The organism is Haladaptatus cibarius D43, assembly GCF_000710615.1.
GTDB lineage: Archaea > Halobacteriota > Halobacteria > Halobacteriales > Haladaptataceae > Haladaptatus > Haladaptatus cibarius.
The window spans coordinates 1-25,868 of record NZ_JDTH01000010.1 but is presented as its reverse complement, the minus strand read 5'-3'; the positions used below and the strand labels follow the sequence as shown (position 1 = coordinate 25,868).

The 25,868-nt window shown below is 52.8% G+C and carries 26 protein-coding genes and 1 CRISPR repeat array; of the genes, 4 read left to right on the top strand and 22 right to left on the bottom strand.

The window, feature by feature from the left end; genetic code table 11:
- Nucleotides 1–419 precede the first annotated feature (419 nt).
- The 4 genes from HL45_RS17870 to HL45_RS17850 form a co-directional block, all read right to left on the bottom strand.
- Nucleotides 420–815, bottom strand: coding sequence for a UbiA family prenyltransferase (locus HL45_RS17870; RefSeq protein WP_368085952.1), 396 nt, complete (start codon nt 813–815; stop codon nt 420–422).
- A gap of 1,068 nt (nt 816–1,883) precedes the next feature.
- A complete protein-coding gene (locus HL45_RS21700; RefSeq protein ID WP_233274842.1) occupies nt 1,884–2,312 on the bottom strand; it encodes a hypothetical protein in 429 nt (142 codons plus the stop codon).
- Nucleotides 2,299–3,072 (bottom strand): ParA family protein, encoded by a 774-nt coding sequence (locus HL45_RS17855; RefSeq protein WP_049972577.1) that lies wholly within the window; start codon nt 3,070–3,072, stop codon nt 2,299–2,301. Before HL45_RS17855 ends, HL45_RS21700 begins: the two co-directional genes overlap by 14 nt.
- 173 nt (nt 3,073–3,245) lie before the next feature.
- On the bottom strand, nt 3,246–3,824 hold the full coding sequence (locus HL45_RS17850; RefSeq protein ID WP_049972576.1) for a hypothetical protein: 579 nt from the start codon (nt 3,822–3,824) through the stop codon (nt 3,246–3,248).
- A 119-nt stretch (nt 3,825–3,943) separates the two neighbouring features.
- On the opposite strand from HL45_RS17850, the gene HL45_RS17845 reads away from it, so the two are divergent.
- The gene (locus tag HL45_RS17845; RefSeq protein ID WP_049972575.1) at nt 3,944–4,354 is read left to right on the top strand and encodes a helix-turn-helix domain-containing protein; all 411 of its coding nucleotides are present in this window, start codon (nt 3,944–3,946) and stop codon (nt 4,352–4,354) included.
- A 95-nt stretch (nt 4,355–4,449) separates the two neighbouring features.
- Here the strand turns inward: HL45_RS17845 and HL45_RS17840 are convergent, their stop codons facing one another.
- Together HL45_RS17840 and HL45_RS17835 are read right to left on the bottom strand one after the other, a co-directional pair.
- Complete coding sequence (locus HL45_RS17840) at nt 4,450–5,829, bottom strand: Cdc6/Cdc18 family protein (protein WP_049972574.1); 1,380 nt, start codon at nt 5,827–5,829, stop codon at nt 4,450–4,452.
- 836 nt (nt 5,830–6,665) lie between these two features.
- The gene (locus tag HL45_RS17835) at nt 6,666–7,085 is read right to left on the bottom strand and encodes a hypothetical protein (RefSeq protein WP_049972573.1); all 420 of its coding nucleotides are present in this window, start codon (nt 7,083–7,085) and stop codon (nt 6,666–6,668) included.
- Nucleotides 7,086–7,412: 327 nt separating this feature from the next.
- Here HL45_RS17835 and HL45_RS17830 point away from each other — a divergent pair, with 327 nt between their 5' ends.
- Both HL45_RS17830 and HL45_RS17825 read left to right on the top strand, forming a co-directional pair.
- Nucleotides 7,413–7,649 (top strand): hypothetical protein, encoded by a 237-nt coding sequence (locus HL45_RS17830; protein ID WP_049972572.1) that lies wholly within the window; start codon nt 7,413–7,415, stop codon nt 7,647–7,649.
- Nucleotides 7,650–7,707: 58 nt separating this feature from the next.
- Nucleotides 7,708–8,091 carry a hypothetical protein gene (locus tag HL45_RS17825; RefSeq protein WP_049972571.1) on the top strand — a complete coding sequence of 128 codons (384 nt, stop codon included), beginning with the start codon at nt 7,708–7,710 and terminating at the stop codon, nt 8,089–8,091.
- Between the two features lie 13 nt (nt 8,092–8,104).
- On the opposite strand, the gene hepT is transcribed toward HL45_RS17825, so the two are convergent.
- The 8 genes from hepT to HL45_RS17785 all read right to left on the bottom strand — a co-directional run bounded on the left by hepT (nt 8,105) and on the right by HL45_RS17785 (nt 14,714).
- Complete coding sequence (gene hepT / locus HL45_RS17820; RefSeq protein ID WP_049972570.1) at nt 8,105–8,536, bottom strand: type VII toxin-antitoxin system HepT family RNase toxin; 432 nt, start codon at nt 8,534–8,536, stop codon at nt 8,105–8,107.
- On the bottom strand, nt 8,537–8,971 hold the full coding sequence (mntA, locus tag HL45_RS17815; RefSeq protein WP_049972569.1) for a type VII toxin-antitoxin system MntA family adenylyltransferase antitoxin: 435 nt from the start codon (nt 8,969–8,971) through the stop codon (nt 8,537–8,539).
- Nucleotides 8,972–9,177: 206 nt separating this feature from the next.
- A complete protein-coding gene (locus HL45_RS17810) occupies nt 9,178–9,732 on the bottom strand; it encodes a dihydrofolate reductase family protein (protein WP_049972568.1) in 555 nt (184 codons plus the stop codon).
- Nucleotides 9,733–10,011: 279 nt separating this feature from the next.
- On the bottom strand, nt 10,012–11,406 hold the full coding sequence (locus tag HL45_RS17805; RefSeq protein WP_158413723.1) for a serine hydrolase: 1,395 nt from the start codon (nt 11,404–11,406) through the stop codon (nt 10,012–10,014).
- Nucleotides 11,407–11,867: 461 nt separating this feature from the next.
- Nucleotides 11,868–13,079, bottom strand: a complete 1,212-nt coding sequence (locus tag HL45_RS21695) for a hypothetical protein (RefSeq protein WP_233274841.1) — start codon at nt 13,077–13,079, stop codon at nt 11,868–11,870.
- Nucleotides 13,076–13,408 carry a hypothetical protein gene (locus HL45_RS17795; RefSeq protein WP_049972566.1) on the bottom strand — a complete coding sequence of 111 codons (333 nt, stop codon included), beginning with the start codon at nt 13,406–13,408 and terminating at the stop codon, nt 13,076–13,078. The genes HL45_RS21695 and HL45_RS17795 overlap by 4 nt, the downstream gene beginning before the upstream one ends.
- Nucleotides 13,405–13,842: a hypothetical protein gene (locus tag HL45_RS17790; protein ID WP_049972565.1), complete on the bottom strand. Its 438-nt coding sequence runs from the start codon at nt 13,840–13,842 to the stop codon at nt 13,405–13,407. Before HL45_RS17790 ends, HL45_RS17795 begins: the two co-directional genes overlap by 4 nt.
- Nucleotides 13,843–14,219: 377 nt before the next feature.
- On the bottom strand, nt 14,220–14,714 hold the full coding sequence (locus HL45_RS17785) for a hypothetical protein (protein WP_049972564.1): 495 nt from the start codon (nt 14,712–14,714) through the stop codon (nt 14,220–14,222).
- A gap of 250 nt (nt 14,715–14,964) precedes the next feature.
- Between HL45_RS17785 and HL45_RS20075 the strand changes: the two genes are divergently transcribed.
- On the top strand, nt 14,965–15,198 hold the full coding sequence (locus HL45_RS20075) for a hypothetical protein (RefSeq protein ID WP_211250896.1): 234 nt from the start codon (nt 14,965–14,967) through the stop codon (nt 15,196–15,198).
- A gap of 335 nt (nt 15,199–15,533) precedes the next feature.
- A CRISPR array of direct repeats spans nt 15,534–16,417; the repeat unit is 30 nt; unit sequence GCTTCAACCCGACTACGGTTCGTCTGTAAC.
- 102 nt (nt 16,418–16,519) lie between these two features.
- On the opposite strand, the gene cas2 is transcribed toward HL45_RS20075, so the two are convergent.
- The 8 genes from cas2 to cas6 are packed head-to-tail and all read right to left on the bottom strand — an operon-like array spanning nt 16,520 to nt 25,760.
- Nucleotides 16,520–16,783 (bottom strand): CRISPR-associated endonuclease Cas2, encoded by a 264-nt coding sequence (gene cas2, locus HL45_RS17780; protein ID WP_049972563.1) that lies wholly within the window; start codon nt 16,781–16,783, stop codon nt 16,520–16,522.
- A 1-nt stretch (nt 16,784) separates the two neighbouring features.
- Nucleotides 16,785–17,777 (bottom strand): type I-B CRISPR-associated endonuclease Cas1b, encoded by a 993-nt coding sequence (gene cas1b, locus HL45_RS17775; RefSeq protein ID WP_049972562.1) that lies wholly within the window; start codon nt 17,775–17,777, stop codon nt 16,785–16,787.
- A 1-nt stretch (nt 17,778) separates the two neighbouring features.
- The gene (gene cas4, locus HL45_RS17770; RefSeq protein ID WP_049972561.1) at nt 17,779–18,333 is read right to left on the bottom strand and encodes a CRISPR-associated protein Cas4; all 555 of its coding nucleotides are present in this window, start codon (nt 18,331–18,333) and stop codon (nt 17,779–17,781) included.
- The gene (locus HL45_RS17765; protein ID WP_049972560.1) at nt 18,330–20,963 is read right to left on the bottom strand and encodes a CRISPR-associated endonuclease Cas3''; all 2,634 of its coding nucleotides are present in this window, start codon (nt 20,961–20,963) and stop codon (nt 18,330–18,332) included. Before HL45_RS17765 ends, cas4 begins: the two co-directional genes overlap by 4 nt.
- Before the next feature lies 1 nt (nt 20,964).
- On the bottom strand, nt 20,965–21,768 hold the full coding sequence (gene cas5b / locus HL45_RS17760) for a type I-B CRISPR-associated protein Cas5b (protein WP_049972559.1): 804 nt from the start codon (nt 21,766–21,768) through the stop codon (nt 20,965–20,967).
- 2 nt (nt 21,769–21,770) lie between these two features.
- Nucleotides 21,771–22,817 carry a type I-B CRISPR-associated protein Cas7/Csh2 gene (gene cas7b / locus HL45_RS17755; protein WP_049972558.1) on the bottom strand — a complete coding sequence of 349 codons (1,047 nt, stop codon included), beginning with the start codon at nt 22,815–22,817 and terminating at the stop codon, nt 21,771–21,773.
- A 23-nt stretch (nt 22,818–22,840) separates the two neighbouring features.
- On the bottom strand, nt 22,841–24,955 hold the full coding sequence (gene cas8b, locus HL45_RS17750; protein WP_162833895.1) for a type I-B CRISPR-associated protein Cas8b/Csh1: 2,115 nt from the start codon (nt 24,953–24,955) through the stop codon (nt 22,841–22,843).
- Nucleotides 24,942–25,760 (bottom strand): CRISPR-associated endoribonuclease Cas6, encoded by an 819-nt coding sequence (cas6, locus tag HL45_RS17745; protein WP_049972557.1) that lies wholly within the window; start codon nt 25,758–25,760, stop codon nt 24,942–24,944. The genes cas8b and cas6 overlap by 14 nt, the downstream gene beginning before the upstream one ends.
- Nucleotides 25,761–25,868 lie beyond the last annotated feature (108 nt).

The window sequence follows — 25,868 nt, the reverse complement described above, 5'->3', positions numbered from 1 at the left end:
GTGTTGTCACAGACATCATCTGAGAGATGGTCTTCATAAAGGGGAATCCACGTTAATATCCTCGATAGCAGGGCGCTCAAGGTCTTCTTTTTCTGCGAGAACTGTATACACATGTTCATAGGAAAACTCTCCCTCACTCGGAACCTGCCGTGAGTGCGTCAAGGACTGTGAGTGGCGATTCGCCATTGGAGACTATTTAGTCAGGTACTTCGAGTACTGGCCAAGTAAACCCTCGGACGGAATGTCGTTTATCGATAGTCACTGTAGCGCAACAAAGGGGAATGAGCACGCGATGTGGGAGAATGGGTTAGGATTGGCACAGGCACCACACCGTTTGCTGAGGTATGATAACTACAATCTAGTAAGGGGTTCGATGGATAAAGTTGTGAACTAAGCAGATTGTCTTTGTTCAATTATTATTATTTTAGTAACTCCGTGTACGTCACGAGGGCAACGAAATTCACGACCGCGATGGCCGTCGCCAACATCGGGAGCATAAATGCGAGTACACCAGCGATAGCGAAGAGGACGAAACTGAACGCGAGTACCGTCCGGGGAGCAACAGCCCCGCGTGGAATCGGTCGCTCGGGGTTGTTGATCCGGTCGATATCCCGGTCAAAGTAGTCGTTAATCGCCATCCCTGCACCCGTCGCCAGAATGGTTGTGGCAACTGCTGCGCCAGCAGCGGCACCATCAGTAAGAACAGTCCCGCCGTCGGCAACGAACGCACCAGTGAACGTGAGTACGCCAGATGCCATGGCGTTGCTGGGGCGGGTGAGTTCGATGAGTCCTCGGATGCGCTCGGTAAGCGACACGCCACACTCTCACTCTGGGTCGGCAATAAAGCGCACGAAGTCTGAGCCGCTAAAACCGGAGCTGACAGCGTCTAAAGGTGTGTTTCCGTTGATTTAACCGGTGTGTGAGAAAGAGCTATAAGCGATTGCTAGACCTCTCACATATGAAGACAGAAGATAATGAGTTGACAGAGGGGACAATACTCCCAGATGAGCGAACCGAGATTCGAGCAATTACTGGATGAGAAATCCGAGTTGGAGCTCACGGAGACGATGGCTACGGTCTGCGGAGTCCATAAAGCAGCATTCCGTGTATACCTCACTGTTCTCGACCATCCACACAGTACGATCGCTGAGATCGCTGAAATTCTTGACCGTGATCAGAGTACGATTGGGAAGCAACTGCAACCCCCGAGTGGGTATTGGTGACTCGATATCCCAGCACCGACTCGAATGGAGGCGTTAAATAACTATACGTTGCTCAACCACTCGCAGAAACTATAGACTGGTTACAACACGAATTGACCACTTGGGAAGATGCAGTTTTGAATCAACTAAAGCAACTGAGGACTACCTGACCAGTTCTTCTTCGAATGGTTGTTCTTTTACAAGAGTACCAATAACACATGGATCGACTCCGTTTCTATACCAGATGGTAGTGCTAGTGTAGATGACTTGTTTGCACAGATTGACGATTCTATCTTCGCTCAGCTTCGCGATAAAGGTTAGGGTATAATACTAACCCGGATTAGTCGGTTGCGGCAGATTAGCAGTGGGAAACACAACATCTTAGATAGTTTAGATAGATATGATGGCGACGACTCTCGGGATTCTATGTTGAGATCAATACTCACCCACTGGAAATATGAGGCAGTAGTTCAGATAGCTTTCTTAGCATATCCATCTTAGACAGCTATGAACACATCCATCCGTGCAGTGTAGAGAACGTTGTTCTCGGTTACCTCCACTTAACTAGACTTGATCTAATAAGTCTATACGGTCATATCTATCTTAGAAATATTGAAGGGCTTCTCTATCGCAATAGGTGGAATAATCTATGACCTCTTAAGTAGATAATCTCTAAGAGAGTTAGGACTGATTCAGACGACTAAGCAATTCATCCTCGTCCATCTCCTGGGTCTTCTCCATCGCGAGTTCAATGAGAATCGGGTAATAGTCGCGATTCTTCTGAAGTGACTCACCATGTTCACGTTTGTACCTCGCGTTGATTTCGTCGAATCGGATATCCAGTTCAGTGTGCTGCTCTTCGGGGAGATACATCAGCACTGACGGCCGGTTCTTCACAGACGTCTTCTCTTTTTCCCCTGTCTTTTCTGTCTGTTCTGGATTATCCTTCTTAGAAGTCTTAGACGGTGTGTCAGTCTTTCCAGTCTTAGAGAGATTGTCCGATTCACCTGTCTTAGACGGAGTATCTTGAGTTTCCGTCTCGGATGGTTCTTCGTTCTGAGAATATCGACTTCCGAATGGATCACGGTTCTTCGTCTTATCTTTCGCCATCGATTCCCTCCAGCGACTCAGCGATTTGCAGATAGACCTTTTCCATGTCGCAGTCTTCCTCGTGTTCAAAAATCGAGACCCCTGTGTTCCACGCGCGCTGTAGTGCAACTCGCTTTCGGATCTCCCACACTGGTGCCCTTTCCTCGAACACTTCTTCGAACCACTCCATCATCTCGTCTGCTTCGTTGTCCGTCCCAACTTCGTTCGCGACAAGTCCCACTTCTTTAATCTCCGTACCAAAAGCGGCTTCGAGAGCGTTGATTTGTTTGAACAACAATTCAAGCGCACGGATGCTCGTCGTCTTCGTCTGTGCTGGGATGAGTACATTTTCGCATGCGAGAAGCGCATTGTCGGTCAAGACGCCCAAGTTTGGTGGGCAGTCGACGACGATATACTCGTACTCGCCGAGGTTGTCAAGCGCCATATTAAGGCGGTTTTCACGATTTGGTACGCCAGCCAGCGCATCCTCGATGTTAATCATATCCTGATGGCTCGGGATGACATCCATCTCAGAATGCTCGTAAATCAGTTGTGACGTTTCGTCTATGACGTCTAAATCAGGTAAGACATCATAGAAACTTATGACGTCTGCATCGTATTCATCTTCTAAGCCGACCCCTTCGGTTGCATGTCCCTGTGGATCCAAATCGATCAAGAGAACGTTGTAACCCAGTTGGTTGAGCGCTCCTGCGACGTTAATCGACGTCGTCGTTTTTCCAGCGCCGCCTTTTTGATTACTCACAGCTATCTTAGTCGTCATACTTCTCTACTCTAGTTATGCCTTCTAAGATGGGATAAAAGTATGTCAGACAAATCCTTTGTGTCCTGAATGAGCCCGAACGACGACGAGAATACGTTTGCAGTCAAGTGGCTCGCTAACTCACGTCTCGCTTGCTATCAAAATCAATTCCAGAGAGGAGAATTAGCAAATCACTAGGGAAGTCCTTCGGCACATTCTAAAAGGTCGTCCTCGGTCTGCCAGATACACAGGCGGCCTGCATCGTTTAGCATGTCGAAGATTGCAGTCTGCATCCCACTGTATGGCTTCTCGAGATCGACATTCGTATCGACTGTATCGGGAGCCAGAGTGGAATATTCACGCTTGAAAACTCGCGTCTTCGTGAAATAGGACTCCAGAGCAGTGAAGTACCCCTGTTCGACAAGAAAACCACCACGGTCGTGTTCGGTTATACCGATAATGTAGTCGGAATAGTCCGCTAGAAGGCGGAATTTGACATAGGTGTTGACCCATTCGCTCCGGATGTCCACCATAAGAAATGCATAGGAATCGTTCCGCCGGTTGAGACGATCCTTAACTAACTGAAGCCGGTATATCTCCGGCCGACCGTAGCTACCGAGAACAAAGTAAGCGGACTCATTTGTGAAAATAGGGGAGAGTTCTGCAACGCTGTGTTTGAGGTCTTCATATTCCTGGGGAGTGAGCGAAGTGTTGTGCAGATGCTCCTCGGCTCTCTCTGCAAATTCTTTTATAGTAGGTTCCTCCGTGCTCATTGTCTTTGTACTCTCAATTGTCGAGTATCAATGCATCGACTTCATCAGCAACCACATCGTAGTAGACCGATTCGTATTTCGGCGAAACGCTTTTGCACGCACTACTCGAAGAAACAAGTATGAGTACGTCTGGTCACACGTCATCCAACCTCGATAACGTTCGAAAACGGTTGAACGTTGTCACCCAAGAAACGCGGTTCTCGCTCATCCAGGACATCCTCGGACACCCATCACAGCTTCCAACGCTGAAAGAACTGGACTACGTGAATCCGAGCAAGAGCCAGACGACGATCCGTCAGCACCTCCAGCAACTCGTTGATGTGGGAGTCGTCGAAGAGGTGTTTCTCCCTGACGAGCAACGGCAGAATGATCTCCCATACAAGTTCTACGGGGTCAGTGATGAGGGACGAGCGTTTCTCGGCGAACACGGGTTACTGCGGGCCGAAGAAACGTTACAGACAGTATATGCTCGCGTAGAGAAGTCCGACGCGATTGAACGGTATCAGACTGCACCTCGTCCTGAGCGTTGATTTTCTTCTATTGAGTTTTTGAAGCTATACGACGCATTGTAGCTGGAAATTGTGTGACTGAAAAGTACCTGAAAGCAATAGCTATAGGCAAAAAGCTAGCGTCCCACGAGGCCAACAATCTGCTGGCGCATTTTGGTGTCAATCGGGATTCGAGAACACTGATCATCAAGTCCAATCGACTGAAGCAGAAGGCTTGCTTCATCCAACAGAGAGAGTTCTAGGTACGTTCCTTCACGGTATCCATCACTCGTTCGGGTCATGTCGATGATTTTCAGCGTTTCGTACTCACGGAGTTGATCGGTGATACGCTTTTGACCAAGGACGTTCGTGCCAATCGACTCTGCAAATACACGGTAGACTTGGTACATCTCAGTCGCCTTGAAATGGGATTGGTTGGTGAATTCATCCATGGCGGCAAGCGCAGCAATCGCGATCTTTGCCTGGGTTGGACAGCCCCTGATCAAATCTTGAACGCGTGTGACTTCAGCATCGTCGTTCGCAGCTCGAACGTGTTCTTCACAAACCTGATCGCCATCGGCATCACGAGCGACTTCACCAGCGAGTCGAAAGAGATCAAGTGCACGTCGTGCATCCCCGTGCTCCTGGGCAGAAAATGCAGAACACAACGGGATCACGTCCTCCGAAAGGACGCCTTTGTGATAGGCATCCCGACGTCGGTCTAGAATATCTCCCAATTGATTTGCATCATAGGCAGGGAAAACAATTTCATCGGGAGCAAACGAACTCTCGACACGGGTGTCCAATCGGTCACCGTATTTGAGATCGTTGCTGATGCCAACGACAGTAATACTAGCATCAACGTCATTCTCCTCTCCAGCTCGAGAAAGCTGCATGAGGAGTTTGCTGTCATCCGCTTCCTCTGGTGGGATATTCCGGGCATCATCGGGCGGTGCAAGCCGATCGATCTCGTCGAGAACGACAATGATCGCATCGTATAGTTTGTCGATGACGCTCCACAAACGGTCGTAGTATGCTCCCGTCGCGATTCCCGAGTGTGGAATCGTAATTCCTGTTTGCTGCGGATCGTTCAGACTTTTTGAGAGATGAATGACAGTCTGAACTTCCGAGCGGCGTTGGGCACAGTCGATAATTGCCCGACCGATTCGGGTGTCATTCTCTGCACCGCGTTCTTCGACCTCCCGACTCACATATCGGGTGACAAGCGTTTTTCCGGAACCAGACTTGCCAAGAAGGAGCGTTCCTTTTCCAGATCCCCCCGTGATTGTCGGTTTGAGTCGCCGAGCGACGGTTTCAATCTGGTCGTTTCGACCGACGATTTTGTCATGCTCGGGGATGTGGTCAATACGAAGTAAATCTTCGTTGGCGAAAATAGGATCATCCTCGTCAAGCACGGAAAGAGGATCATCGCGAGCCTTAGAGCGAGAATGGGCAACAGCCCCATGCTCGGCTGCATACTCGCCGAGTGTTTTCACCTGTGCTGTGCCTGAATCCATACACCGGATTTCAAATGAATTCACCTTAGTTCTTTCCCCAGGCACGTCAGTTGCATCGATTCGTGTCGAAAGCAGGTCGCTGTTGTTGGAAATTCTATGAACCAAACAAAAATTGTCACCCGTTCGTCTGACACCGGGCTTCAAATGAATTCCCTGTAAAAACAGATGGTGTAGGAGAGGTTGGCTAACCCCCACCCACACCGGATTTCAAATGAACTCTCGGTAGGGTATGACAAGATAGAGGATACTCGACGCCCCCACACCGAATTTCAAATGAATTCAGGCACGATTCAAGCGGGTACATAACTATGGGGAAAAAGGACGGGACTATCTGAACCCACGCTAAACAGCCGGTAGAAGTACTGTTGTTGGAAAATCATCTGAAATTCGGTGTTACTCGATGAACCACGATAGAAAGGACGAGTATCTACGATTGCAATGGCAGTTCAGCATCCAATATATAAATAGGTCGTTTGTAGAAATCGGTCACTCTTCATATTGGTTGTACCTTTGGAAACCGAGTTTCTTGCACTCTTACTACTACTACTACTTTACCGTTATAGTAATATATATAATAGTGCGAATAGAGAGGTTGTGCTGCAAATGAACTCAATTGCTTGAAATTCATGGGATATAGCCGTCCTATTACGTGAATCTTCTCTTTGAGTACTCACGCTATCACCTCTATTCTTCGAACCCTCCCTTCCTTTGGAGCCGAATTCATTTGAAATCCGGTGTGGGGGTGCTTTCTCAAGATCGACCACCATTACCAATTCGATTGACCGGCTGGATCCGTCTATTCGTTAAGATAATATACTAACCGAGAGCGGACGATTTCACACCTGTTCTTTTCGAATCGTCACTATATCTGCTGCCACTCGTCCCGATCCTTCTGCCGCAATCACGAGCAGATTCGGCGCTGGCGTACAGGGCGCTCGATCACCAGCGTGGAATCCTGCATCTGTAGCACCCGGCAGTTGCACCTGATATCCATTGCCTGCGATTTGGAGTGAGGCGTTTGCGACTCGGTGGATCGAGACGGTGTCTAAAGCGGCTGACGTTGCGAGCTCGACGATATTCTCGTCATTGATGCGGTCGATATCGATGACGAGGAGGAGACCGCCGAATGCAAACACGCGAATGTCTGCTAGGCGGGCGGACTCGTTGTCAGTTTCTTCAACGAGTCTAGCGGTTCTGGCAGGCTTTGTGACTTGGAGAGCAAGCCCATCGCCAGACCGTTTGATTGTGTTGGGCATTGGTGGTTAGCATATTATGCTAACTCAAGAATATTCGCCTTAGCATATGCGCTCCGGCTCGACATTGTTCGTGAGAAGCGCTGATGCCGCGAATCCTCCCGTGTCTTCAGTTTCACTTCCACTCTGGTTGGCTGAACTCTTTATCCATCACGTACGAAGCGTAGACTGCAGTCAGCGTAACCCAGCAGGTGACGTGGGTTCTTGTGTTCATCCCAACCCATGCTCCCATGTTGTCTGCTTTTCCCCTTGTCACGATGAGCTAAGTAGTATCATGAGTAGACTCTGTCCGAGGGTTTACCTATCGCGTCCTCGAATTTGGTCGTACGAATGGGTCCAAACGAGACGTCGCCACTCACTCCACTTGCACAAGAAGCCCTTGAGGCACTTGCGAGCACAACCCCACCCGGTGGTGAACTCACCTACGAGCAAGCCTATGCTGTTTTAGCTGAGAAAGAGGATCTCGAGCCACCTACTGCCGAAGATATCATCGAACGGCTGTACAATAAGGGCCATCTCTACGAAGTTGAGGGAAAGCTTCGACTCACCGATTACGGATCTAAATAGCAAAGGCATCCTCGTTATCCGATGAAGTTTATCTTGTCGGATACCTAACTCTCAACTCATGCTCCAACTGCTCCTTTCAGCCATCGGCATCATCGAACTACTGTCCCCAAACGCACTTCTCGACCGTGCTGAGCAGCTCGCACTCGAGAATTCTGACGATTGTGAATTGCAGTCGTGGGTCATTCCTGGTGCGCGGATCGAAGGACTTCTCATCGTAATTTCCATGTGGCGAAGCGACCGCTCGTATGCTGCATTCAAGCGTTTTCTAGGTGTGATCGGACTGCTTGCGTTGGCGTTCCCACGTGCCTATGTCGAGTATGGTGCCGAGCTTGCGTACACTGATGCCAGCGACTGCCGTTGGAAACCGTGGGTCTACGTCGGGACCCGGTTGGTCGGACTGTTGTATGTGATCATCGCTCTCGACGAACTACGGAACGACTGATCTAGGTGTTGATTCATGTGCTGTTCTGTTGCTGGAACCACTGTGCCAACTCCTGTTGAAACCGCTCAAACCACTGGAGATCGTCTTGAAGGACGTCAAATACGACTTCCTGATCAACGTCACCGTAACGATGGGCGAGGATATTGCGGAACCCAACGGCTTCCTCCAGCTTCATCTGTGTTTCACTCGTGATGATCCCTGCCTCACCAAGGGCCTGTATCTCTTGTTTTGCCGTTTCACTCGATGAGAAATCCTCTGTGGCACGGATGTGCTGGGCGAGATCGATACACGCTTGGATGAGATTCATCAGCGTTCGCTCGACTGCCCGCTGCCGAACCATATCGTTCAGATACTGGTCTCGTGATTGTCCACGCATCTGCCGCAAATCGCCGGTATATTGGTTGATGTATTGGAGCTTATCGACGAAAATCTCCTCATCAACCATTCAGACGTCACCGCTCGCAAGCCGGTCGATGAACTCCTGACGTTCTCGCTTTCGCTCATCAGCGGTTGCACCGTACTCTTGTTCGATTTGTTCGCGATAGTCGTCTACGGCTGTTTCATCCCCGACGAGGAGTATTCCATCACGGACTGCTGAATGAACGACGTTCAATGGGAGCTGTTCGATGTCGCTTACGTCGACAAAACCTTCGGCATACGCTTGGAGGTCAGCATCGATTCGATTCCGTCGTTGAAACCGCTCACGGGCGTCAAGTTGATCCGGGAAGTGGAGTGCAATATCCACATCGGATGTCGGTGTTGCCGTCTCACGGGCATGAGAGCCAAATAAAAGAGCGAACGTGACTTCAGTCTGGGAAAGATATGACTGGAGCCGAGTGACATCAATGCCGTCGATGTCCGTGTCGATCGTCCGCTTCATGGGTTAGTGTTTGCGAGCGATGACTAATATACTTACGTTGGTTCCATCCCGGACGAGTGCAAACGATACAGAACACGGAAAGGTGGATCTCTCCTGTAACATCTCGCAAATAGAAGATGTGAACAGTGTCGTCAGAATCAAACCGCACTCTCCTGACGGTGACTTCTCGGTCGATCTATTCCGCTGCCTGGTTAGGGGTGATCTGGTCATCGGAGGCTGTAGTCGACGAGGACGGAGCCGTCCTCGAAACGACGTGTCGTGTTGAGAGCGAGGTCGACCCGCGTTGCGTCGGGGAGGGCTCGGGTTCCCCCACCGACGATCGTCGGAACCAAGCGCAGTACATACCGGTCCACCAGACCTGCGCGGATGGCCTCGGAAGCGAGACTGGGGCCACCGATGGACAGGTCGCGGTCGGCTTGGTCTTTCATGGCTTGTACCACCTCGGGGTCGAACGTCTGCTCCAGGTGGGTCCGCGGTTCCGGCACGGTGTCCAGAGTGGTTGAATAGACGACCTTGTCGGTATCCCCCCACGCCTCGGCGAACTCGCGTTCTACCTCGGAGAGGTCGTCGAGAACAAAGGTGTCCCACACTTGCATCGTCTCATACATGCGACGGCCAATAAGGGAGGTGCCGACCGATCGCTGGTGGTCGTTGAAGAAGGCATGCGCGTCCTCGGATGGTTCTGACCAGTCGAAGTTACCGTTCTCGTCGGCGATGTAGCCGTCGAGTGATGAATTGATGAAGTAGATGAGGTTGGTCATAGAATCCTCTTGTTCATCACGACTATTCAATATAGACGATAGAAGGGCCGGAACCTTATCAGACGGTATGTATCTACGTTGTGCGCCTTCTTGAAGGCAGCCACGGCGCCGGAGGGGACCGCCGTTATGTGAACTAGGTCTATTTCTCCTGTAGATAATGCTCTGCTGCATGTATCCTCTGTATTCAGCAGACCAATTCTATCAGCTGATGAGGATTTAAACAGAGCCGGAAATCTGAATCGGGAAACCGATGAATCGTGCCGAATTCTGCTGCCACTGTCACTCTTTGTGGAGCTGCCACCGCTGAAACAGCATACTCACTGCGTCATCGTCAATGCGAAACTCTACTGGCACCTGCTTTCCAGTGTCGGTGACAAATGAGTACTGATAGTCGTCCGGTTGTAGTCGCTCGGGATAGACGTAGTGATCAGCTGACCATCCTGGATCGTCAAATGAAATATGGAGGCCGCCACTCCTCTTTGAGACGGTTGCCGTTCGGATACCATGATACGATGCATATTCTCCAAGTAATGGTTCTGCTTTCTGCTCAAGCATATACGTTGGCACCACTGTTGCTGGCGATTCATCCTGTACAATGGCGAGAAGCGCCTTTCCTACATCAGAGGGACGTTTCTCGGGAGCAGTGTTGCACATCGTTACGACACCAATTCCAGCATCAACCAAATAGCCAAACCAGGCTGTGGTCGTTCCCATCATCCCACCGTGGTTAACCAGTGTGTCGGTAAGAAATGACTCGACAGCGACGCCATACCCATAACCCTGTTCGCGTTCGTCGAGATACTCCTCACGTGTTGCATACGGCTTGGTCATCGATTCGATCGATTCCGATGAGAGTATCTCGTGATCGTCAAACGTTCCTTCCCGTAGGAACATCTGAAGGTAGTTTGCCATCTCTCTGACCGAGCTAATCATTCCGCCCGCGGCATACAGTCGTTCATCGAAAGCTAACTTGCCCTCGACAGCTGTTCCATCCTCTTGGTTATACGGTGTCATTCGATCTTCAACCGTCTCAAAGTCTGCTTCGGAAAATAACGACTGAGTCATCGCCAGTGGTTCGAGAATCTGGTCGCGAATATACTCTGCATACGGTTGCTCGGTGACTGCTTCTATGACCTTGCCGAGGAGATAATAGCCCGTGTTATAGTAGAAAAACCGGTCACGATCAGTCAGTCGTTCATCGACAGATCCCTCGATGTGTCGTCGAAAATCGTCATCACTGCTCAATGGCTGATCTGGATCCTGGTCACTGCGGCCTGTGAGTCGTGTGATGAGGGCTGAAAGACTGCCATCGCTGGGCATTCCCGACGAATGCGTGAGCAGCTCATGGATCCTGATTGAGTCCGCGTTGACCTCACGGAGGTATGGAAGGTAGTCGTCAACTGGATCATCAAGTGTGAGCTGGCTGTCTTCAGCGAGTTGTAAAATCGCTACAGTGGTAATTGACTTGGTGCAAGAGCCGATGCCATAGAGCGTCTCTGGCGTCGCTGGTGCGTTTGTTTCTAGGTTACGTGCCCCAAACCCATCGGTATAGAGACAATCCGTGTCGTCGACAATCGCTACACTTACACCAGGAACACCTTCGTCACGAACCCATTCACTCACAAATGATTCAATGTCGCGCGTGTTTTCTACTGAAAGAGCATTGGTTGCCATCATCTGATATGGATGTAGTGGTCATGTAAGGTATTAGCTCGGAGCAAACTACGTCGATATAAATGGTTTCTATATGCTATGGTACTCGTGGACGGGATAGCAGTCAATCGTTTCCTGTGAAAGCTGTTAGCAGCGTTTGAGGGCGAGGTAATGGCAGCCGAGTGGAGAAGTGGCTTCGAAAATCGGTTCAGAGAAACGCATTAGGGCGAAGATTTTGTCCTCGATACTTCGCTACATTGTTGTCATTTGTCGTTCTCATGGTAGTCGATTATACCGTTGTAATAGAGGGGGATCGCGAACGCGACCCCCTCTGTTTCGCAGAAAAAGACGCAGAAAAAGACGCACTCCACCGTAACCAACCGATTACTACCACCATGTGTCACCGACAACGCGGTGTGAATCTCGTATGGTGGTGCCGCCCGAGTGGGGGTTCTTCGAACCCCGTGATTACAACGCTATAATTAGCGCCCTCCGTTTCGTTCCGCGTTGGCTTCGTGGGCGCGCATCCATCCGGCTAAATCGGGATGTGCGAACGCGATCTCGATGTGGTGACTACCGACACCCATCGCGTCGTCTACACACAGCGTCCGTGACTCTTTGTAGGTCACACCGGGGACACGTTCGGCCATTTCCTCCATGACGCGATAGCCGTCGTTCTTGTACGCACAGCCGTAGTGGGTCGCGACTTCCCGATAGCCTAACCGTGCAACCATCACGTCGTTCGTCTTGGCGACGTTCTTGGCGTGCTCGAGCACGTTGAGATACTTGTCCTCGACTTGCTGACTCTCGGCACGCTTCTCGCGGAAGTTGACGAGTTCAGTGTTCTGTTCTGAACGCTGCACTGTCTCGAAGAGTTGTCGACCGGCATTCGACGCTTCCGCAACGAGATTCGGCGAATCGTCGTCAACACTCTCTTCGGTCTCGTAATCGCGCACGAGATTGATTAGCCGCGAGACCGACGCCCGTACGCGACTGTTCTTCTCTTCAGCTTCGGCGAGGTCGTCGACATCTGTCTGTATAGTCTCGGTCGTCTCTTCGAGACGACTGAGCTTTTGTCGATCTTGGGCACGTTCTTTCGCCGCCTCTGTGCGATAGTCTTCGAGTTCCTCAACCCGGTGTTCGAGATCATCAATTCGTTCGTCTTTCATGGCAACTTCTTGTTCAAGGTCGTCGATTCGGTCGGTGAGCAACTGGACGTGTTTGGCGAGTTTACCGGCCGAGATATCGTCTGCATCGAGGGTACTGGATACTCCGGAAGCGGTGGTGTTACTCATCGCGAGACACCTCCACTGTGGCCGCAGTGTCGTCTCCTGGTTTGAGAGCCGCGGGAGGTGAGCAATCGTGGTGAGCGAACCGATACAGCGGGCAGTCGTGTCGCTAGCGGTGTGGGTGTACTCGAGAACAGTCATGGGCGAATTGGAGTGGCTGGCAGTGCAGTGGAAGGTGGCTTGCTGGACGTCGTTCTGTGCAGTCGTGGTGATCGGCGGTGCCGTCAGGACGAGTTGCGGTGCGTGGCTCGTCGGTGGGTTCGTCTCACTGACCGTGCAGATCGTTCGCGGCAGGTCGGTCGTCGTGATACGAACGTGGTCACCTGGCGAGAGGCGTCGGGTAAGTGTTTCCGGATCACGTGGGTTCAGTGGCTTCGGCACGATTGAATGCTCGTGGGTACTCATGCTTGCTCACCTCCTCTCGGGTTGGTGATGCACTCGACACGGGCACCCGTCCGAAGCCAGGTGTAGCGCCCACTCGGTGAGAGATCGTAGTGTTCGAGTGTGGCCTCGGTGTGCTCGATCTCGTCGTAGTAACGGTACTGCAGGCGGTAGAGATCGTGGGTCGGTGTCGCAACGTACAGCACGTGCTCACCGGGCTCGGGGCCGCGGCAGGTGAGTTCGGGTTCATGGTACTCACACTGATAGACGATGCCCGTCAACGTGCGATGCTTGGTACGGATTTGGATTGGATCCGTGCACGCGAGTCCGAGAACCGTCTCTCGGTCGGTCATTGGTCTGCCTCCCGTTTTTGCCGAATGCGCTCACAGCGCTGGCAGGGCGATTGGAGTTGGTCGTGTGCTGCTGCTCGTGAGAGGGTGGCAAATGTGCCGTCAGTGTGGGGCCAACAGAGTGGTTTGTTCTCGTTGTTGGGTTCGTGGTAGGCGTAGGCCCTGCTCGTCGGCTGATCGAGGACGAGCACCTCCTCGTCGTCAGGGAAGGGGCTGGCCTCAATGCGACGGCGACGTTCCGGCTCGTCTGCATGGGGCTGGTAGTCGGCTGGAATGCAGGAGTGTGACCCATCGCATTGAACGATGTACGTGCCACAGTGGGGGCACTGATCGAATGTTTCTTCGATTTCGGCTGCCGTGATTTCGTCGTCTGGTGACCACTCGTGGTCGGTGTCCTGTGTTGGTTTGCGCGGTGGCTCACAATCGTGGTGGGCCATTACGCTCGCCTCCAGTTGTCTGGGTCCTCGTCAGGTGTGGTGAGGGTCGTGTGTTCAGGAGTGAGGTCGGGCTGGAGTCGTCGTCGCTTACTGGGGTTCCGTGGTGTGAGTTTCATGGGTGGGAACCAAGTGTGGCGTTGCCGGTGGCTGGTGCTCGTGGAGTGCGGTACGTCGTGGCTGCGTCGTGGTCGATAAGGATACGCCCGCTGGCGATTCAGGCTCGTACGCCTTGGTTGCAGCTTCGCGACTAGGTGGATATACTTTACGCATATAAGTGCTAATTCTGATAGGAATGCATTCTGTCTCACGAACGAATTGTCGTGAGGTTGTGTGCCGACAGCTAGCGCTCTCTGGAAAGGGCGTTCGGTGGGGTGCATCTACGCGCGCACCTCAGTTGTGGTGGTGTGGGTGGTGGCGTCGATCCCGTAGCACCGTTCGAGGATGGACTGGTAGTGGGTGCGGGTTTCTGCGTGGGTTTCGCCCGGTGGTGTCGAGGGGAGGTTCGGATTGCCCGTTTTGGTGGTGGCGACCGAGCGGTAGGTGTCGGTGTCCTCGGGAATCTGGAAGCCGCCCTCGTCATAGTCGATGTGGAGGCGACGTTCGAAGAAACGTTGGCAGTCCGGCGTGGCGTAGATGCAGTACAGGGAGGGCGCTTGGCTGGTGGTTTTGGTTCGGGTTTGAAAGCCCACGCGGAGTTCGACGAGGTACGCGCGAGTGATCGCCTCGTCGGTGTCGGGCGTGGGTTGGTCTGGGTCTTGAGTGGCGGTTTCGGGTGTGGGTTCGAGGCGCTTGACGGGTTCGAAGACTTTTTCGCCGAATTGGGCCTCGAGGGAGAGCAGCCCGCCGTTGGGTTTCTCGTCGGAGGACGCCATTAGTGGTGTCCTCGGAAAAATGGTGGTTGGTAGTCGATGCGTTTTTCTACGGCAGGGGTATTGCTAGTCATGCTTCTGTGAGCGCAGAAGCGCGGGCGGCGTCTCCAGCGCCGTCTGGTTTCTGTACCAGAATCCACGCTTCTTACTTTATAGAGTATCCTCTAACCTCTTAATGATTACTTCATAGAGTATATACTTCCAAGAGTAAGGTGTTTGTAGGGGTGAATCCACCTACAATACGGAGGAATATATGAGAGCAGACGAAACACCACCAAACATGAGCGACGAAGGCCGTGCTCTCCTCACTGACCGAGAAAGAGAAATTATCGGAGGTAACGCTGATGTTTCTGATAACTATCGGTACAAAGTCGAATCAACTGTCAGAAACCGCATCAAAAAACGACTCAGTGATGATATTGATTTCCTTGAGGCAAACTTCCCAAAGGTCTACGAACTTGTTGTTGAGGAAATTTGTGATGGATAATATATTAATAGTAATTTTCATAAATATAAATAAAAATACTTATCCTAATTATTTATATTTTCTATATGAACTAACGAGTAATTCCCTGAGTGGGAAGTGAGGGCACACGACAATTGTGTGATCTGCTCTACGACTATCTCTGTGGCCTTCGATTCGAGTTGCTTTAAGACTCCGAACACCAATTGAACTCCCTCGACTTTTTGCTTCGACGATGATCTTCGCAGGAGCTGTTATCTCAACATCGGTATCACCGCCGACCTCTATCCACTGAGCGGTACATCCAAGCCGAAAGCTAGGACAGTCGTCGCAAATCCAACATGGGGACAAAAAACTCAACTTCAACCCGACTACGGTTCGTCTGTAACGCCCTCGGCCGGGCCATCGACTGATGGTCTCACGGAGCTTCAACCCGACTACGGTTCGTCTGTAACCAGCGGGGACGGGTCATCAGCACGAGTGAGCCTGAGCTTCAACCCGACTACGGTTCGTCTGTAACCCCGAGCAGGTGGCACATCGCCGCGACAATCCAGAGCTTCAACCCGACTACGGTTCGTCTGTAACGGAATACACTTACTCCAACAGCATACGTTATCGGTAGCTTCAACCCGACTACGGTTCGTCTGTAACCGGCGTGACAAAGACGAGTTCGGCACCGTTGATGTGGCTTCAACCCGACTACGGTTCGTCTGTAACCGTGATCCTGATCACCTTCGTTGCCAGCCTTGGCATCGCTTCAACCCGACTACGGTTCGTCTGTAACCGCAGGCGACACGCCCGCCTTTTCCTCCCGATCTACGCTTCAACCCGACTACGGTTCGTCTGTAACAGTCCGGGCGCGCTTTCGAACTGCTCGTCGGGAGGCTTCAACCCGACTACGGTTCGTCTGTAACACGCCCAGAGCGGGGGCTGTCCGACGCCAGCGCCGGCTTCAACCCGACTACGGTTCGTCTGTAACCACGTCCAAGCGATGTTTCAGTGACTCGGGTATGCTGCTTCAACCCGACTACGGTTCGTCTGTAACGCATCCACCGACCATCGCCATCAGCGCAATGAACCAGCTTCAACCCGACTACGGTTCGTCTGTAACCGTTTCGCTAGAAAACTACCACTCCGGTAGTTGGGGCTTCAACCCGACTACGGTTCGTCTGTAACTTCCACGAGACGGACATCACGCTCACGGACGCCGATGGCTTCAACCCGACTACGGTTCGTCTGTAACCATACCCGTTTCTGGGCACTCAGTCGCTCTTGAAGCCATTCACACTTGGGTGTTTCCGTCGACCCTCAGTAACCCCCAAACCCCCGGGGGGTCGACGGAAATTTAGAGAAATCGTGCATCATCGGTGGGATCCTCACCGACGACTGTTCGGTCAACGTACTTCTCCGAACTCATTCGATAGATAATCGCCGATTCGTCGGCCTTGAGTGTCTCACGCGTCTTATTCTGAATAGTTTCGAGATCGCCTTCCGTAATATCTCCTTCAAAAACAGAATTCTGGACATGCGTGAGATACTTCCGAAGGAAATTGAGCATGAGACGTGTTCGATCTGCCTGCATATCGTAGACGACGATGACGTAGACCATGTCACCACCACCGTTTGAACGGCACGTACTCTTCCCCTGTGAGCAAGTGCTTCTTGAGTTTGTACGCTTCTAAGCGAAGGAGATACTGGTAGCTCACCTTCCGATTGAGCTGTGGATGTTCGACCGTCTCTTCCAACGACTCTTCGAACTCTTTTGAGAACGTTTCCCGACCCCGTTCGTTCAGCAAACACGAATTGAGGTCGGTTTCGAAATCGTCTGTCGTGAGCTGATTTCGATTGAGAAGTCGGAAGATAACCCGGTCAGCGAGAAGGGGCTTAAATAGATCCGCGATATCGAGAGCAAGTGAGTACCGTCGCTCGCCGGGTTCGTGAAGATAGCTCACCGCGGGGTCGAGCGCCGTTGCACGAATAGCCGAGATAATGTTCGCATAGACGAGGGAATTTCCAAACGAGATGAGGCTATTCGTCTCATTGTCTGGCGGGTTGTAGCGGCGGCCGTCGAACACAAATCCAGTGGGAAGGATATCATCGAACGTCGAATAGTAGGCACGACGCGCCGTTGCTTCGACACCCATTGTCTCCGCTACGTCGGTCGTCTCCTCAAGCCGGTCGCGTGTCTCTTCGAGCGTGGTGAGAACACTCTCGAAGTCGTGACCGCGCGTGTTGTAGTACGAGACGTTTGTTCGCATATTGTGGATACTTCCAGCGACGAATTTCCGCGCTAAGTCAACGCGGTGTTCCAGGTCGTCATATGCGCGAACCTGCTCGACTAGCGTTGTTCCGGAGGTTTGCCCCCGCTTTGGCATGACCGAGCCTGCGTAGTAGTCGTTCCAGCCAAAGATGTGGAGAGCGACACCGTGTTTATTGAGAAATGAGACGAGTCGCGTGTTGTAGTCGATCTGCCCGTGAAGGTAGACGGCCTCTGCCTTCTCAATCGGAAGGAATTTTTTCTCATCATCAAGCGTGACGAGTCGTACAGTGTCGTTGTGCCGTTCAAGACGCCCATCGCTGAATACGTGGTAATTTCTATCCATATTAACAACTCCAACAGAAATCGTGGTACGCGCACGATTCACAGACTGGTTTCTCGGTTGCCGGTGGTGGTGAATCGCTCGTGACGACATTGTACACGCCACGAATCGCATCTTCAACCTGTTCCGATTCCTCTTCACCGAGTTCTACACCTTCTCGTTTTCGCTCGGTTGGATGGGCAAGGACGCCCGACTTTTCTACACCGACGACGTGCTTCAGGTACCAGAGATAGTAGAGTAACTGTAGTTTTGCAGGTTCGACGAGCGACGACGACGGTTTGACTTCCATCACACGTCCATCGTCCAACACGTCGATGGCGATGGTACCATCAATCGAAACGTGTTTGCGCTTGTCCGCATACGCAGTCTCGTCAACGTGTGTCCCGCGAACGACTGCCGCGTTACCGCGGTCGATCTCAACGTGGCGACTGTGAAACCAGAGCTCCCGTTTACAGACGACGTAGTACTGCATCATCACGCCAGTCACTCGGAACTCTTCCGGCCCTGCTTCGTCCCGAGCAGTTTGGAGAAGCAAGTCAACGGGGTCGGAGTCGGTCATAGGAACCTGTCCTCCACGCTCGGGTCGAGGACGACAAATCCGGTGGTTGCGTCGAAGTACTCTTCGAACTGGTAGGTTCCCGGCCGAAGTACACGAACGTCGTTTTCCTCCTCTCGGCCTCCAAGCGGCGGGAGGTTGGTGACTTGCTCAGATTCGTTCGAATCATCGTCATAAATCGGAATCGAAACGCGAAGCGGTTTCGTCTCGTCGACTAACTCCTTGACTCGGTTGAAGTCATAGTCGTTGTACGCTTTTTCAAGTTCGTCTACGAGGTCTTCGTCGTCTTTCGAGAGACAAACGATTACGTCGATACTCCGATTGGTATCAATAAGTGAGAGTTGACCGAGTGCTTCCGCATCGGCGGTATCGACGTACTCTGCATACTCTGCCCGACCAACATCCTTGTCGTGGTGCAGGCGCTCATAATAGCTTTTTACCGTTCTCCGAGAAACGTCTGTTTCCGTCAACTGGCCGCCATCCCTCACTTCTTCGAGTGCTGCAGCAGTGACCGGGAGCAGCGTTTCTCCACCCTTGTCGTAGACGGCAACTGCTGGCGTGGATTCTTGCTCGTCTGGCTCTGCTAGCCACCAGACCGTAACATCGCCGTACTCCTGTTCAAACGACCGGTTACACCGACCAGCGGCCTGAACGATGCTATCAACTGGTGCGAGGTCGCGGTAGACCGCTTCGAAGCTGAGGTCAACGCCAGCCTCGACGAGTTGCGTGGTTACTGCGACGACTTGCACCCCTTTCTCACGAAGCATTTTGACGATGCGAATGAGAGCTAACCGATCCGTTGGCCGAAGCCGAGTAGAGAGATGAACGAAGGGACGCCCATTCGAAGTCCACACTCGCAAAACGGTTTGCGCGATTGGATTCGACACGTCCGCTTCGAGAGCGTTGAGGTACTCTTCTGCGATGTCTACCGTCTCGATGCGGTCGGTAACTGTCTCTGTCAAGCAACGCGCGCTGTCGATAGTGTTACAGATTGCGAGGGTCGATGTTCCATCTCGAACCTTGTCTGTGAGTTCGCAGGCCGCACGTTCGTAGCCGAGTGGCGTCTCACCTCCGGCAAGAAACCGCTCAACTGAATCGTGAAGCCGGTATCGAACGCGCTCGGCAACCGAAAAATACTGATCTACGTCGCTGACGAGCGACATCTCCTTCTCAAACAACTCCGGCTGAGTTGCGGTCATCGCAATCACGGTTGCACCGTACTGCTCGGTGAGCACTTCGACCAGTCGTGGGACGAGTTTCCACCAGTCGAGTGGAAGCGACTGGGGTTCGTCGAGGACGACGACGCTACCACGAAGCGCCGAGAGCTTCATCGATTGGGTGTTTCGTGGGCCCGCAAGACTTTCAAACAGCTGCACGAACGTCGTTACGGTGAGTCCCCCGCGCCAACTCTCGCCGAGCATTCCTGCAATGTCGTCGTTCAGATCGGCTGAATCGTACTCGTTATTTTCGTCTACATCGTTTTTCGGAGCAAATCGAGTGTCAGCGAGGTGGTGGTGGACTGTGAGGAGCCCGTCCACTCCGTCTGTGGGAAACACCTCTCTGGCCTCTTCTGCGACTTGATCGATGATGCTCGTAAACGGCAGTGCGTAGATTACTCGGTCGCCGTCCGTGGCGTCACGAATTGCGAGTGCGGCGCTCAATCCACTAAGTGTCTTACCCATCCCGGTTGGCAGGGTAATCGTCGCAATATCTGAATCACTCTCGACAAATTCGGAAACGCTCCCGAGTATGTCTTCGCGGGCTGTAGAGCGATAGTAGTTGAGCAGTTCCGTTCGACTCCCGTTCTTGTCGGCATTCGAGCGAACTTCGATTTCTTCGATGTAGCTGTCGAGTGATTCCATTTCTGGGGTTTCCGGCTCGTACACCGATTTTGTTTCCGGCGCACCTGCGGCACTCGTCTTGTCCGCGAGAACCAGCGACCCCCAGCACTCCAGAACGAGTCCGTAGAACTCGTCTGAGAGAAATTCGGGATTCGTGAAAGCCCGGTCTCCGTTTTTCGAGACGTGATGAGCGACCTCTTCAAACAGTGAGTTTTCATTAACACACGCTTTCGCAAACTTCAACCATGAATCTTCTTTCCCAGTTGCTTCTACAAAAACGTATTCTGCGAGCCGAGGCGCGTTTTTATGGATGTCGTTTACCTGTATCTCGATTGGGTCGAGAACTTCGGACTCACTATTTTCATCCCGATTCTCGAATACATCTTTTGTTCGGTCGAAAATGTACTCCGTAACCGCCGGAAGTCGACCGTGATGTTTCGCTACCGCAACGAATCCGGCCAGACACGTCTGTACCGAATGTCCTGTCTCTTTGAGAACGTAGTATGCCGCGAATGCACCGATTGGTGCGTGATACCGAAATTGCCGAAAGTCTGGTTTTCCGGGCAGGACATCGATGTGCTGCTGAAAATACGTCGTTGCCTTCCCGAAATCGTGGACGAGTGCGAGTTTCTTCATAACGTCCACGAGCGACTCTCCATCCGGTGTTACGGCGTCTTCCGGAACAGCCCACTCAACTCGGTTCCGAACGTCTTGGAGATGGTCGATGAGATAGACTGCCGATTTTTCATCCTCTTCGGGGTGCGAGTATCGCTCTTCGTACTCGGACGACATATTAGACGAACATCACCGTCTTCCCGTCAACGATGGCTGTTTCGGGATTTCGAACCGTCAGCGGGCCAGCGTCGGGGTTGTACGCATAGCTGGTGAAACCGGTTGTGGTTCGACCACCTGCGTCGGCGGTCATGAACGCGGGTGATTCTTCGACTTGGCACCGCGCTTCCTTCTCGGGAATCACTCGCTCGACCGCGTTTGGCACCGCCGAATCGACCGAAACGAGTCCTTCCGTCGGCCCTGTTTCGACTTCACTGATGCCGTGGTAATCGAGTTCTGCAAGGTGTTCCGAGAGTCCCAAACTCGGCACGTAGTGTGACCGACCATCCTCCAACATCGCCGCTAGCTCCCCGAAACGGTCGTCGTTCGCGAACCAGACGTAGAGTCGATAGGCGGGGTCAACGAGCACTTCGTAGTTGTGTTGCTGGCGAAGCTTAGTTGGGTCGGGAAGCTTCACGCTCACCTTTCCACGCGAGTTCAGCGACTGCATCGCCTCGTTTGCGGTGGACAGTGTGTTCATCGGCATGTTCACCGTTCGAAGTGGTTCGATGGGTTCGATGGCGATTGCCGACTCCTCCGGTGCGAACAGGTCGTAGTAGTCGTCTCGACCGATTCCGAGGACGGCGGCGAGCAAACCTGCAACTGTTGTCCGAGGAATAATACGATAGGTTTGCTTGACGATGTTCCCCTCGATACGCCGAAAGTGTCCCCACGGCCCACGAACTGTAACCGAGAGACATCGGGGTGGAACGCTATCGCTGTCCGATGGGAGATCGTCCCACGCGGAGAGTGTATCCTGTGTCACGGTCAGGGAAGGGTTGCCAGGTGTTCTTCGTACACGTCCACGACGCGAACCGATTCCGTACCGAGCGCATCTTCGAGTGCTTCGTAAAGAAGTTCGGCGTCACCGACTTCGTCGCCGTACGAAACGGGGAGAACATCGCTTGCGACGACGTGGATTCTCTCGATACGGTTCGCGTTCTTTTCGAGGCGACTGATGAGTGCATCGACCGAGAGGGTGAGGTCGCGAACGTTTCGAAGTTCGTCGTCCGGTTTCGTTCGGTCACCGTCAAGTTCGAGGTCTTTGTCCAGACCGCCGAGATGGAAACTGTCGGTGTCGTACTCGACGCGCAGGTAAAGACGCGGTTCCTGTCCGACTTTGCTTCGGCTGATAGTCTGGTTCTTGATTGCACGCCAACAAAGCGTGTCCAGTCGTTCAATATCTTCGGTCGTGAGGTTCGTGTCTTCAGCGCCGTGTTCGTCTACGAGGCCGTGGAATCGAATGAGTCCGTACTGGATGCGGTGGTCGTCCAAGTCGAATCCACCTTGGGCCTTGTCGTCTTGTGTTGCGATGACGCTCGTGAGGCTGTCGTACTCCTCGTTCTCGGTGACAGCGTGTATCGACTTCCCGGGGGAAAACTGGACGGGGCCGGTAAAGTGGTTGGGAAGGTGCTTTGCGTACTCGTGGTCGGTATCGACGCTCATCGTCGCACCGAAGTACCGAACGTCGGAACTATTGTCGAGGAACGTCCCGAAGACCTCGTCTGCGAGGTCTTCATCGTCCGTCTCGTCCAAATCGACCTCTTTCAATCTTGCTTTGAGGAGGTCTTCGCGCGTCGCTTGCTGACCGTCTTCGTGGACGTTTCGGATATACACTCCGTGACCGTCGTCATCTAATTGGTCGCGAAGGTAGCGTTTGAACCGAACGTCGGTGACGATTGCCTGTCGCGTTTGCGGGTCGATTCGTGGCCGATTCGCGCCGCTCAATGGGTTTCCGTTCGGATTCGCATCCACGGCGTCGTACAGGAAGACGATTTCGGAGCGGTTCTCGACGGAGTTTGTGTCGTTTGTCATTGGTATGTTTGGGTTGTTTCGGGTTACTTATCTGCACCGTTCGTCTTGACTGGCCGGTCGTTCATGCCGTAGGTGACGCCAAGAGCGTAGTAGAACCGGAGATCGTCCGTGTCGATAGTCCAGTCGTCGGGGTCGGGTTGGATGATGGTCTTTCGGAGCCGTTCGACGATGTAGTCGAATTTCGTTCCGGGATAGACTCTCCCCTCCTTTTTTTCTTGGCGCGTGTACGTAACGGCCTTCTCGATGGCATCCTCTGCGACTTTCTTTACGCGGTTTCGGGTGACTGCTTTTACCGGGAATTGGTCAACGAGTGTCGTCGAACGCTCTTGTACGTACTCCTGATAGTTACCGACAGCGCCGACGAGCGCGCCGAGGAGGAACGAGGCACATCGCTCGTCGTTCTCGGCAAGCGCAGGTGTGTCTTCGATGAACGTTTCTATTTTCTCTTCTCCAGCGAATCCGCCGTCTGGAATGGCTATTTCTCGTCCTGATTTCATAGTTCGTGATTTGTAGGTTGGTGGGTTCGTAATCTGCTGTAGTGTGTCGTTCTCGTCTCTGACTTCGAGGAAATCGTGGTCGGCGTGTGCGAGCGCACAGAGCTGCGCGTACTGAGCGGCGACTCGAAGGCCGGGAAATCCGTTTTCGTCGTCTCGGCTCTCATCGATAATCCGCTCTACATACGCTTCTAAGAGCATCGAGACGGGTATTGCCTCTCCGGAAAGGACGGCCACGAGTGCCTGAATTCGACGGTCGTCCGCACTCGCATGCGTGTCGTCGTCTCCTTCAGGAAAAGTCTGTAAGAAGTACCATCCTGAGGCGACTGTTCCGAGAAAGTCTTCTCCAACGAGCAGTGACCAATTCTCGTGGGTGGGTAGTGCGGCGGTTCGCTCCCTGCTATCGCGGAATACTGTCGTTTTCAGTATCGTTCGGTGTGCACTTTGAAGGCTAGCCGGGTACTGAATCAGACCATTCATCGTTTCACCGAACACGTCGTACCGCGACATCTGATGCGGCATTATCGCCGAGATGTAGAATCGAAGTCGGTCTTCGATAGGTTCGGTCTCTCGCTTTCGATAGACGTGCTCAACGGGTGTGAGGCGTTCCGATGTATCGCTTGCAGTTGCGACATCGTACAACATTCCGTACAGAGAGTACGTCTTCTCTGGTTTCGGAGTACCGAAGAAGTATGGCAGGTAGTAGACGTTCGCGCCGAATGTTCGGTACGTACAAGCGTCAACAAACGTCTCTGCGTTCATGAGCGTAATCGCAGCGTCCTCCGAAATCGGATGCGTTCGCCACGCTTCATTTGGGTCGAGTCCGGGGAATTTCTCCAGTTGTTTGCCGAGGAAGTAGTTCAGCGGGTCTTCCGCTGTTCCCACGGTTCGAGTTCGGTCACCAGTCACGAGGTCGGTCGCTTCGCCCGACGAATCAGACGCCTGTCCCTTCGAGACTAGTTTTGACAGTTTTCGACGGCGCATTCCGGCCATGAACACGTCGAGGTCGGCGTCGCCCGGCCACTGGTATTCACCGTCAGGTTCTGTTTTTACCTGTACCGTCAACAGTGCCGAAGTCGAGCCTTCGAGTTGCGTGGTAACGCTCTCCTCGATGGTGTCGAGAACTGATTCGTCCGCTCCGAGGTCGGCGAGTGCGTCGATAATCCAGCCATCTTCGTGCTCGTCGGCAACCGACTGTACCACGTCGTCCGTCGCCCATTTCGTCAGTCGTTCCGTCGCGTATCGGGCGAGCTTTTCTGGGTCGCTGTTCTTGCCCGCCTGATGGGAGACACTGTGGTCGATACCCCGTGCCGCGGGGTATTTACAGTGTGCAACCTTCGGGATTAGCTCTTTCGTGTACTTCGTAATCCACACGGGGCCACGCCGGTCGCTGGTTTCCAATCGCGGTTCGTCTCCCGAGACGTCGATTCGGACGACGACGAGACTATCTTCTTCGTCCACGAAATCGCGAGCCGAATCCGGGGTGAGATAGGACGCGTACTTCCCGCCACCTGCGGTTGCGAGGGTGTAAAGCTTACCGTACAGGTACTGGATGTCCCGAAGCGAGGAAATCGGCTTGTCGGGGAGTTCTTCGGCCAGTTCGTTTTCGGGATACTGCTTTTCGAACTCCTCAGGCGAAAGCATTCTCTCCCTCCAATTCGCTTCTGTCCGGCGTCGTTTTCTCGACGATGTTTACGAATCCGAATCCAAGACCGTTCCGACCGCCGATACCGGTGTTGAGCGCCAGATTGAGATGATGTCTGTGTGTGTCATTACGCACGCGATAATCGAATCGCCATTTGCTCACCACTATCTCGATTTCTGTTCCCGTCGTAACCGTTACCGGAAGTGCGTATGTCTTGAGGAAGTCATAGCCCTCGAACAATGAGCCATCGACCTCCGCGGGGCCGGGACGATATTCCGGCGCAAAGCGGTCGTGTTTCTCTTGGAGATTATCGACGATTGCGTCTCGGAACGGTTCGATCGTGTGTTCGGGTTGCCAGTACGTCGGCGTTCCGTCGTGACCTTCGCCGTCGATACCGTACTCTTCGCGGTGGTGATCATACAACCGGACAACGACACCGGTTGCGGTCTCGATAACACCTCGTGTTCCCGGTTCGCCGACATCGACATCGAGTGCCCGCAAGTCTTCAATCTCGAAGGGTCGGTCGCCAATGTTGAACTCCCTGTTGTCGCGGAAATCCTTCGCGATTGCCGCGAGAAGATCCTCCCGGGTCGACGCGAGGAGGAACTGGCGTTTATCTCCTGCTGTCATCGACCCCCAGGGGAAGATATTCGAGTATGAAAACCCGAGTGGTTTACCGTTCCCGTGTTCATCATCGAACTTCGTTCCTCGGAGGGAACGCCATATTCGACCGCGAATCTTATCGTGATAGTTCGTATCTGGTGCAGCGTCAGCTTGTGCAACCAAGTCAACCAATAAGCGCATCTTCACACATCACCTCCCATGCTGTTTGTGGTAATTTCAGTGGCAATGATTGTACTTTTGAGTATAACTACATAAGCTCTAGCCATTAATGCTCGGATAAATGACCCG

Bases quoted from the DNA above. Each gene is read 5' to 3' on its own strand.
- HL45_RS21700 (WP_233274842.1), bottom strand. From the start codon at position 2,312: ATGGCGAAAGATAAGACGAAGAACCGTGATCCATTCGGAAGTCGATAT.
- HL45_RS17855 (WP_049972577.1), bottom strand. From the start codon at position 3,072: ATGACGACTAAGATAGCTGTGAGTAATCAAAAAGGCGGCGCTGGAAAA.
- HL45_RS17850 (WP_049972576.1), bottom strand. From the start codon at position 3,824: ATGAGCACGGAGGAACCTACTATAAAAGAATTTGCAGAGAGAGCCGAG.
- HL45_RS17845 (WP_049972575.1), top strand. From the start codon at position 3,944: ATGAGTACGTCTGGTCACACGTCATCCAACCTCGATAACGTTCGAAAA.
- HL45_RS17840 (WP_049972574.1), bottom strand. From the start codon at position 5,829: ATGGATTCAGGCACAGCACAGGTGAAAACACTCGGCGAGTATGCAGCC.
- HL45_RS17835 (WP_049972573.1), bottom strand. From the start codon at position 7,085: ATGCCCAACACAATCAAACGGTCTGGCGATGGGCTTGCTCTCCAAGTC.
- HL45_RS17830 (WP_049972572.1), top strand. From the start codon at position 7,413: ATGGGTCCAAACGAGACGTCGCCACTCACTCCACTTGCACAAGAAGCC.
- HL45_RS17825 (WP_049972571.1), top strand. From the start codon at position 7,708: ATGCTCCAACTGCTCCTTTCAGCCATCGGCATCATCGAACTACTGTCC.
- hepT (WP_049972570.1), bottom strand. From the start codon at position 8,536: ATGGTTGATGAGGAGATTTTCGTCGATAAGCTCCAATACATCAACCAA.
- mntA (WP_049972569.1), bottom strand. From the start codon at position 8,971: ATGAAGCGGACGATCGACACGGACATCGACGGCATTGATGTCACTCGG.
- HL45_RS17810 (WP_049972568.1), bottom strand. From the start codon at position 9,732: ATGACCAACCTCATCTACTTCATCAATTCATCACTCGACGGCTACATC.
- HL45_RS17805 (WP_158413723.1), bottom strand. From the start codon at position 11,406: ATGGCAACCAATGCTCTTTCAGTAGAAAACACGCGCGACATTGAATCA.
- HL45_RS21695 (WP_233274841.1), bottom strand. From the start codon at position 13,079: ATGAGTACCCACGAGCATTCAATCGTGCCGAAGCCACTGAACCCACGT.
- HL45_RS17795 (WP_049972566.1), bottom strand. From the start codon at position 13,408: ATGACCGACCGAGAGACGGTTCTCGGACTCGCGTGCACGGATCCAATC.
- HL45_RS17790 (WP_049972565.1), bottom strand. From the start codon at position 13,842: ATGGCCCACCACGATTGTGAGCCACCGCGCAAACCAACACAGGACACC.
- HL45_RS17785 (WP_049972564.1), bottom strand. From the start codon at position 14,714: ATGGCGTCCTCCGACGAGAAACCCAACGGCGGGCTGCTCTCCCTCGAG.
- HL45_RS20075 (WP_211250896.1), top strand. From the start codon at position 14,965: ATGAGAGCAGACGAAACACCACCAAACATGAGCGACGAAGGCCGTGCT.
- cas2 (WP_049972563.1), bottom strand. From the start codon at position 16,783: ATGGTCTACGTCATCGTCGTCTACGATATGCAGGCAGATCGAACACGT.
- cas1b (WP_049972562.1), bottom strand. From the start codon at position 17,777: ATGGATAGAAATTACCACGTATTCAGCGATGGGCGTCTTGAACGGCAC.
- cas4 (WP_049972561.1), bottom strand. From the start codon at position 18,333: ATGACCGACTCCGACCCCGTTGACTTGCTTCTCCAAACTGCTCGGGAC.
- HL45_RS17765 (WP_049972560.1), bottom strand. From the start codon at position 20,963: ATGTCGTCCGAGTACGAAGAGCGATACTCGCACCCCGAAGAGGATGAA.
- cas7b (WP_049972558.1), bottom strand. From the start codon at position 22,817: ATGACAAACGACACAAACTCCGTCGAGAACCGCTCCGAAATCGTCTTC.
- cas8b (WP_162833895.1), bottom strand. From the start codon at position 24,955: ATGCTTTCGCCTGAGGAGTTCGAAAAGCAGTATCCCGAAAACGAACTG.
- cas6 (WP_049972557.1), bottom strand. From the start codon at position 25,760: ATGCGCTTATTGGTTGACTTGGTTGCACAAGCTGACGCTGCACCAGAT.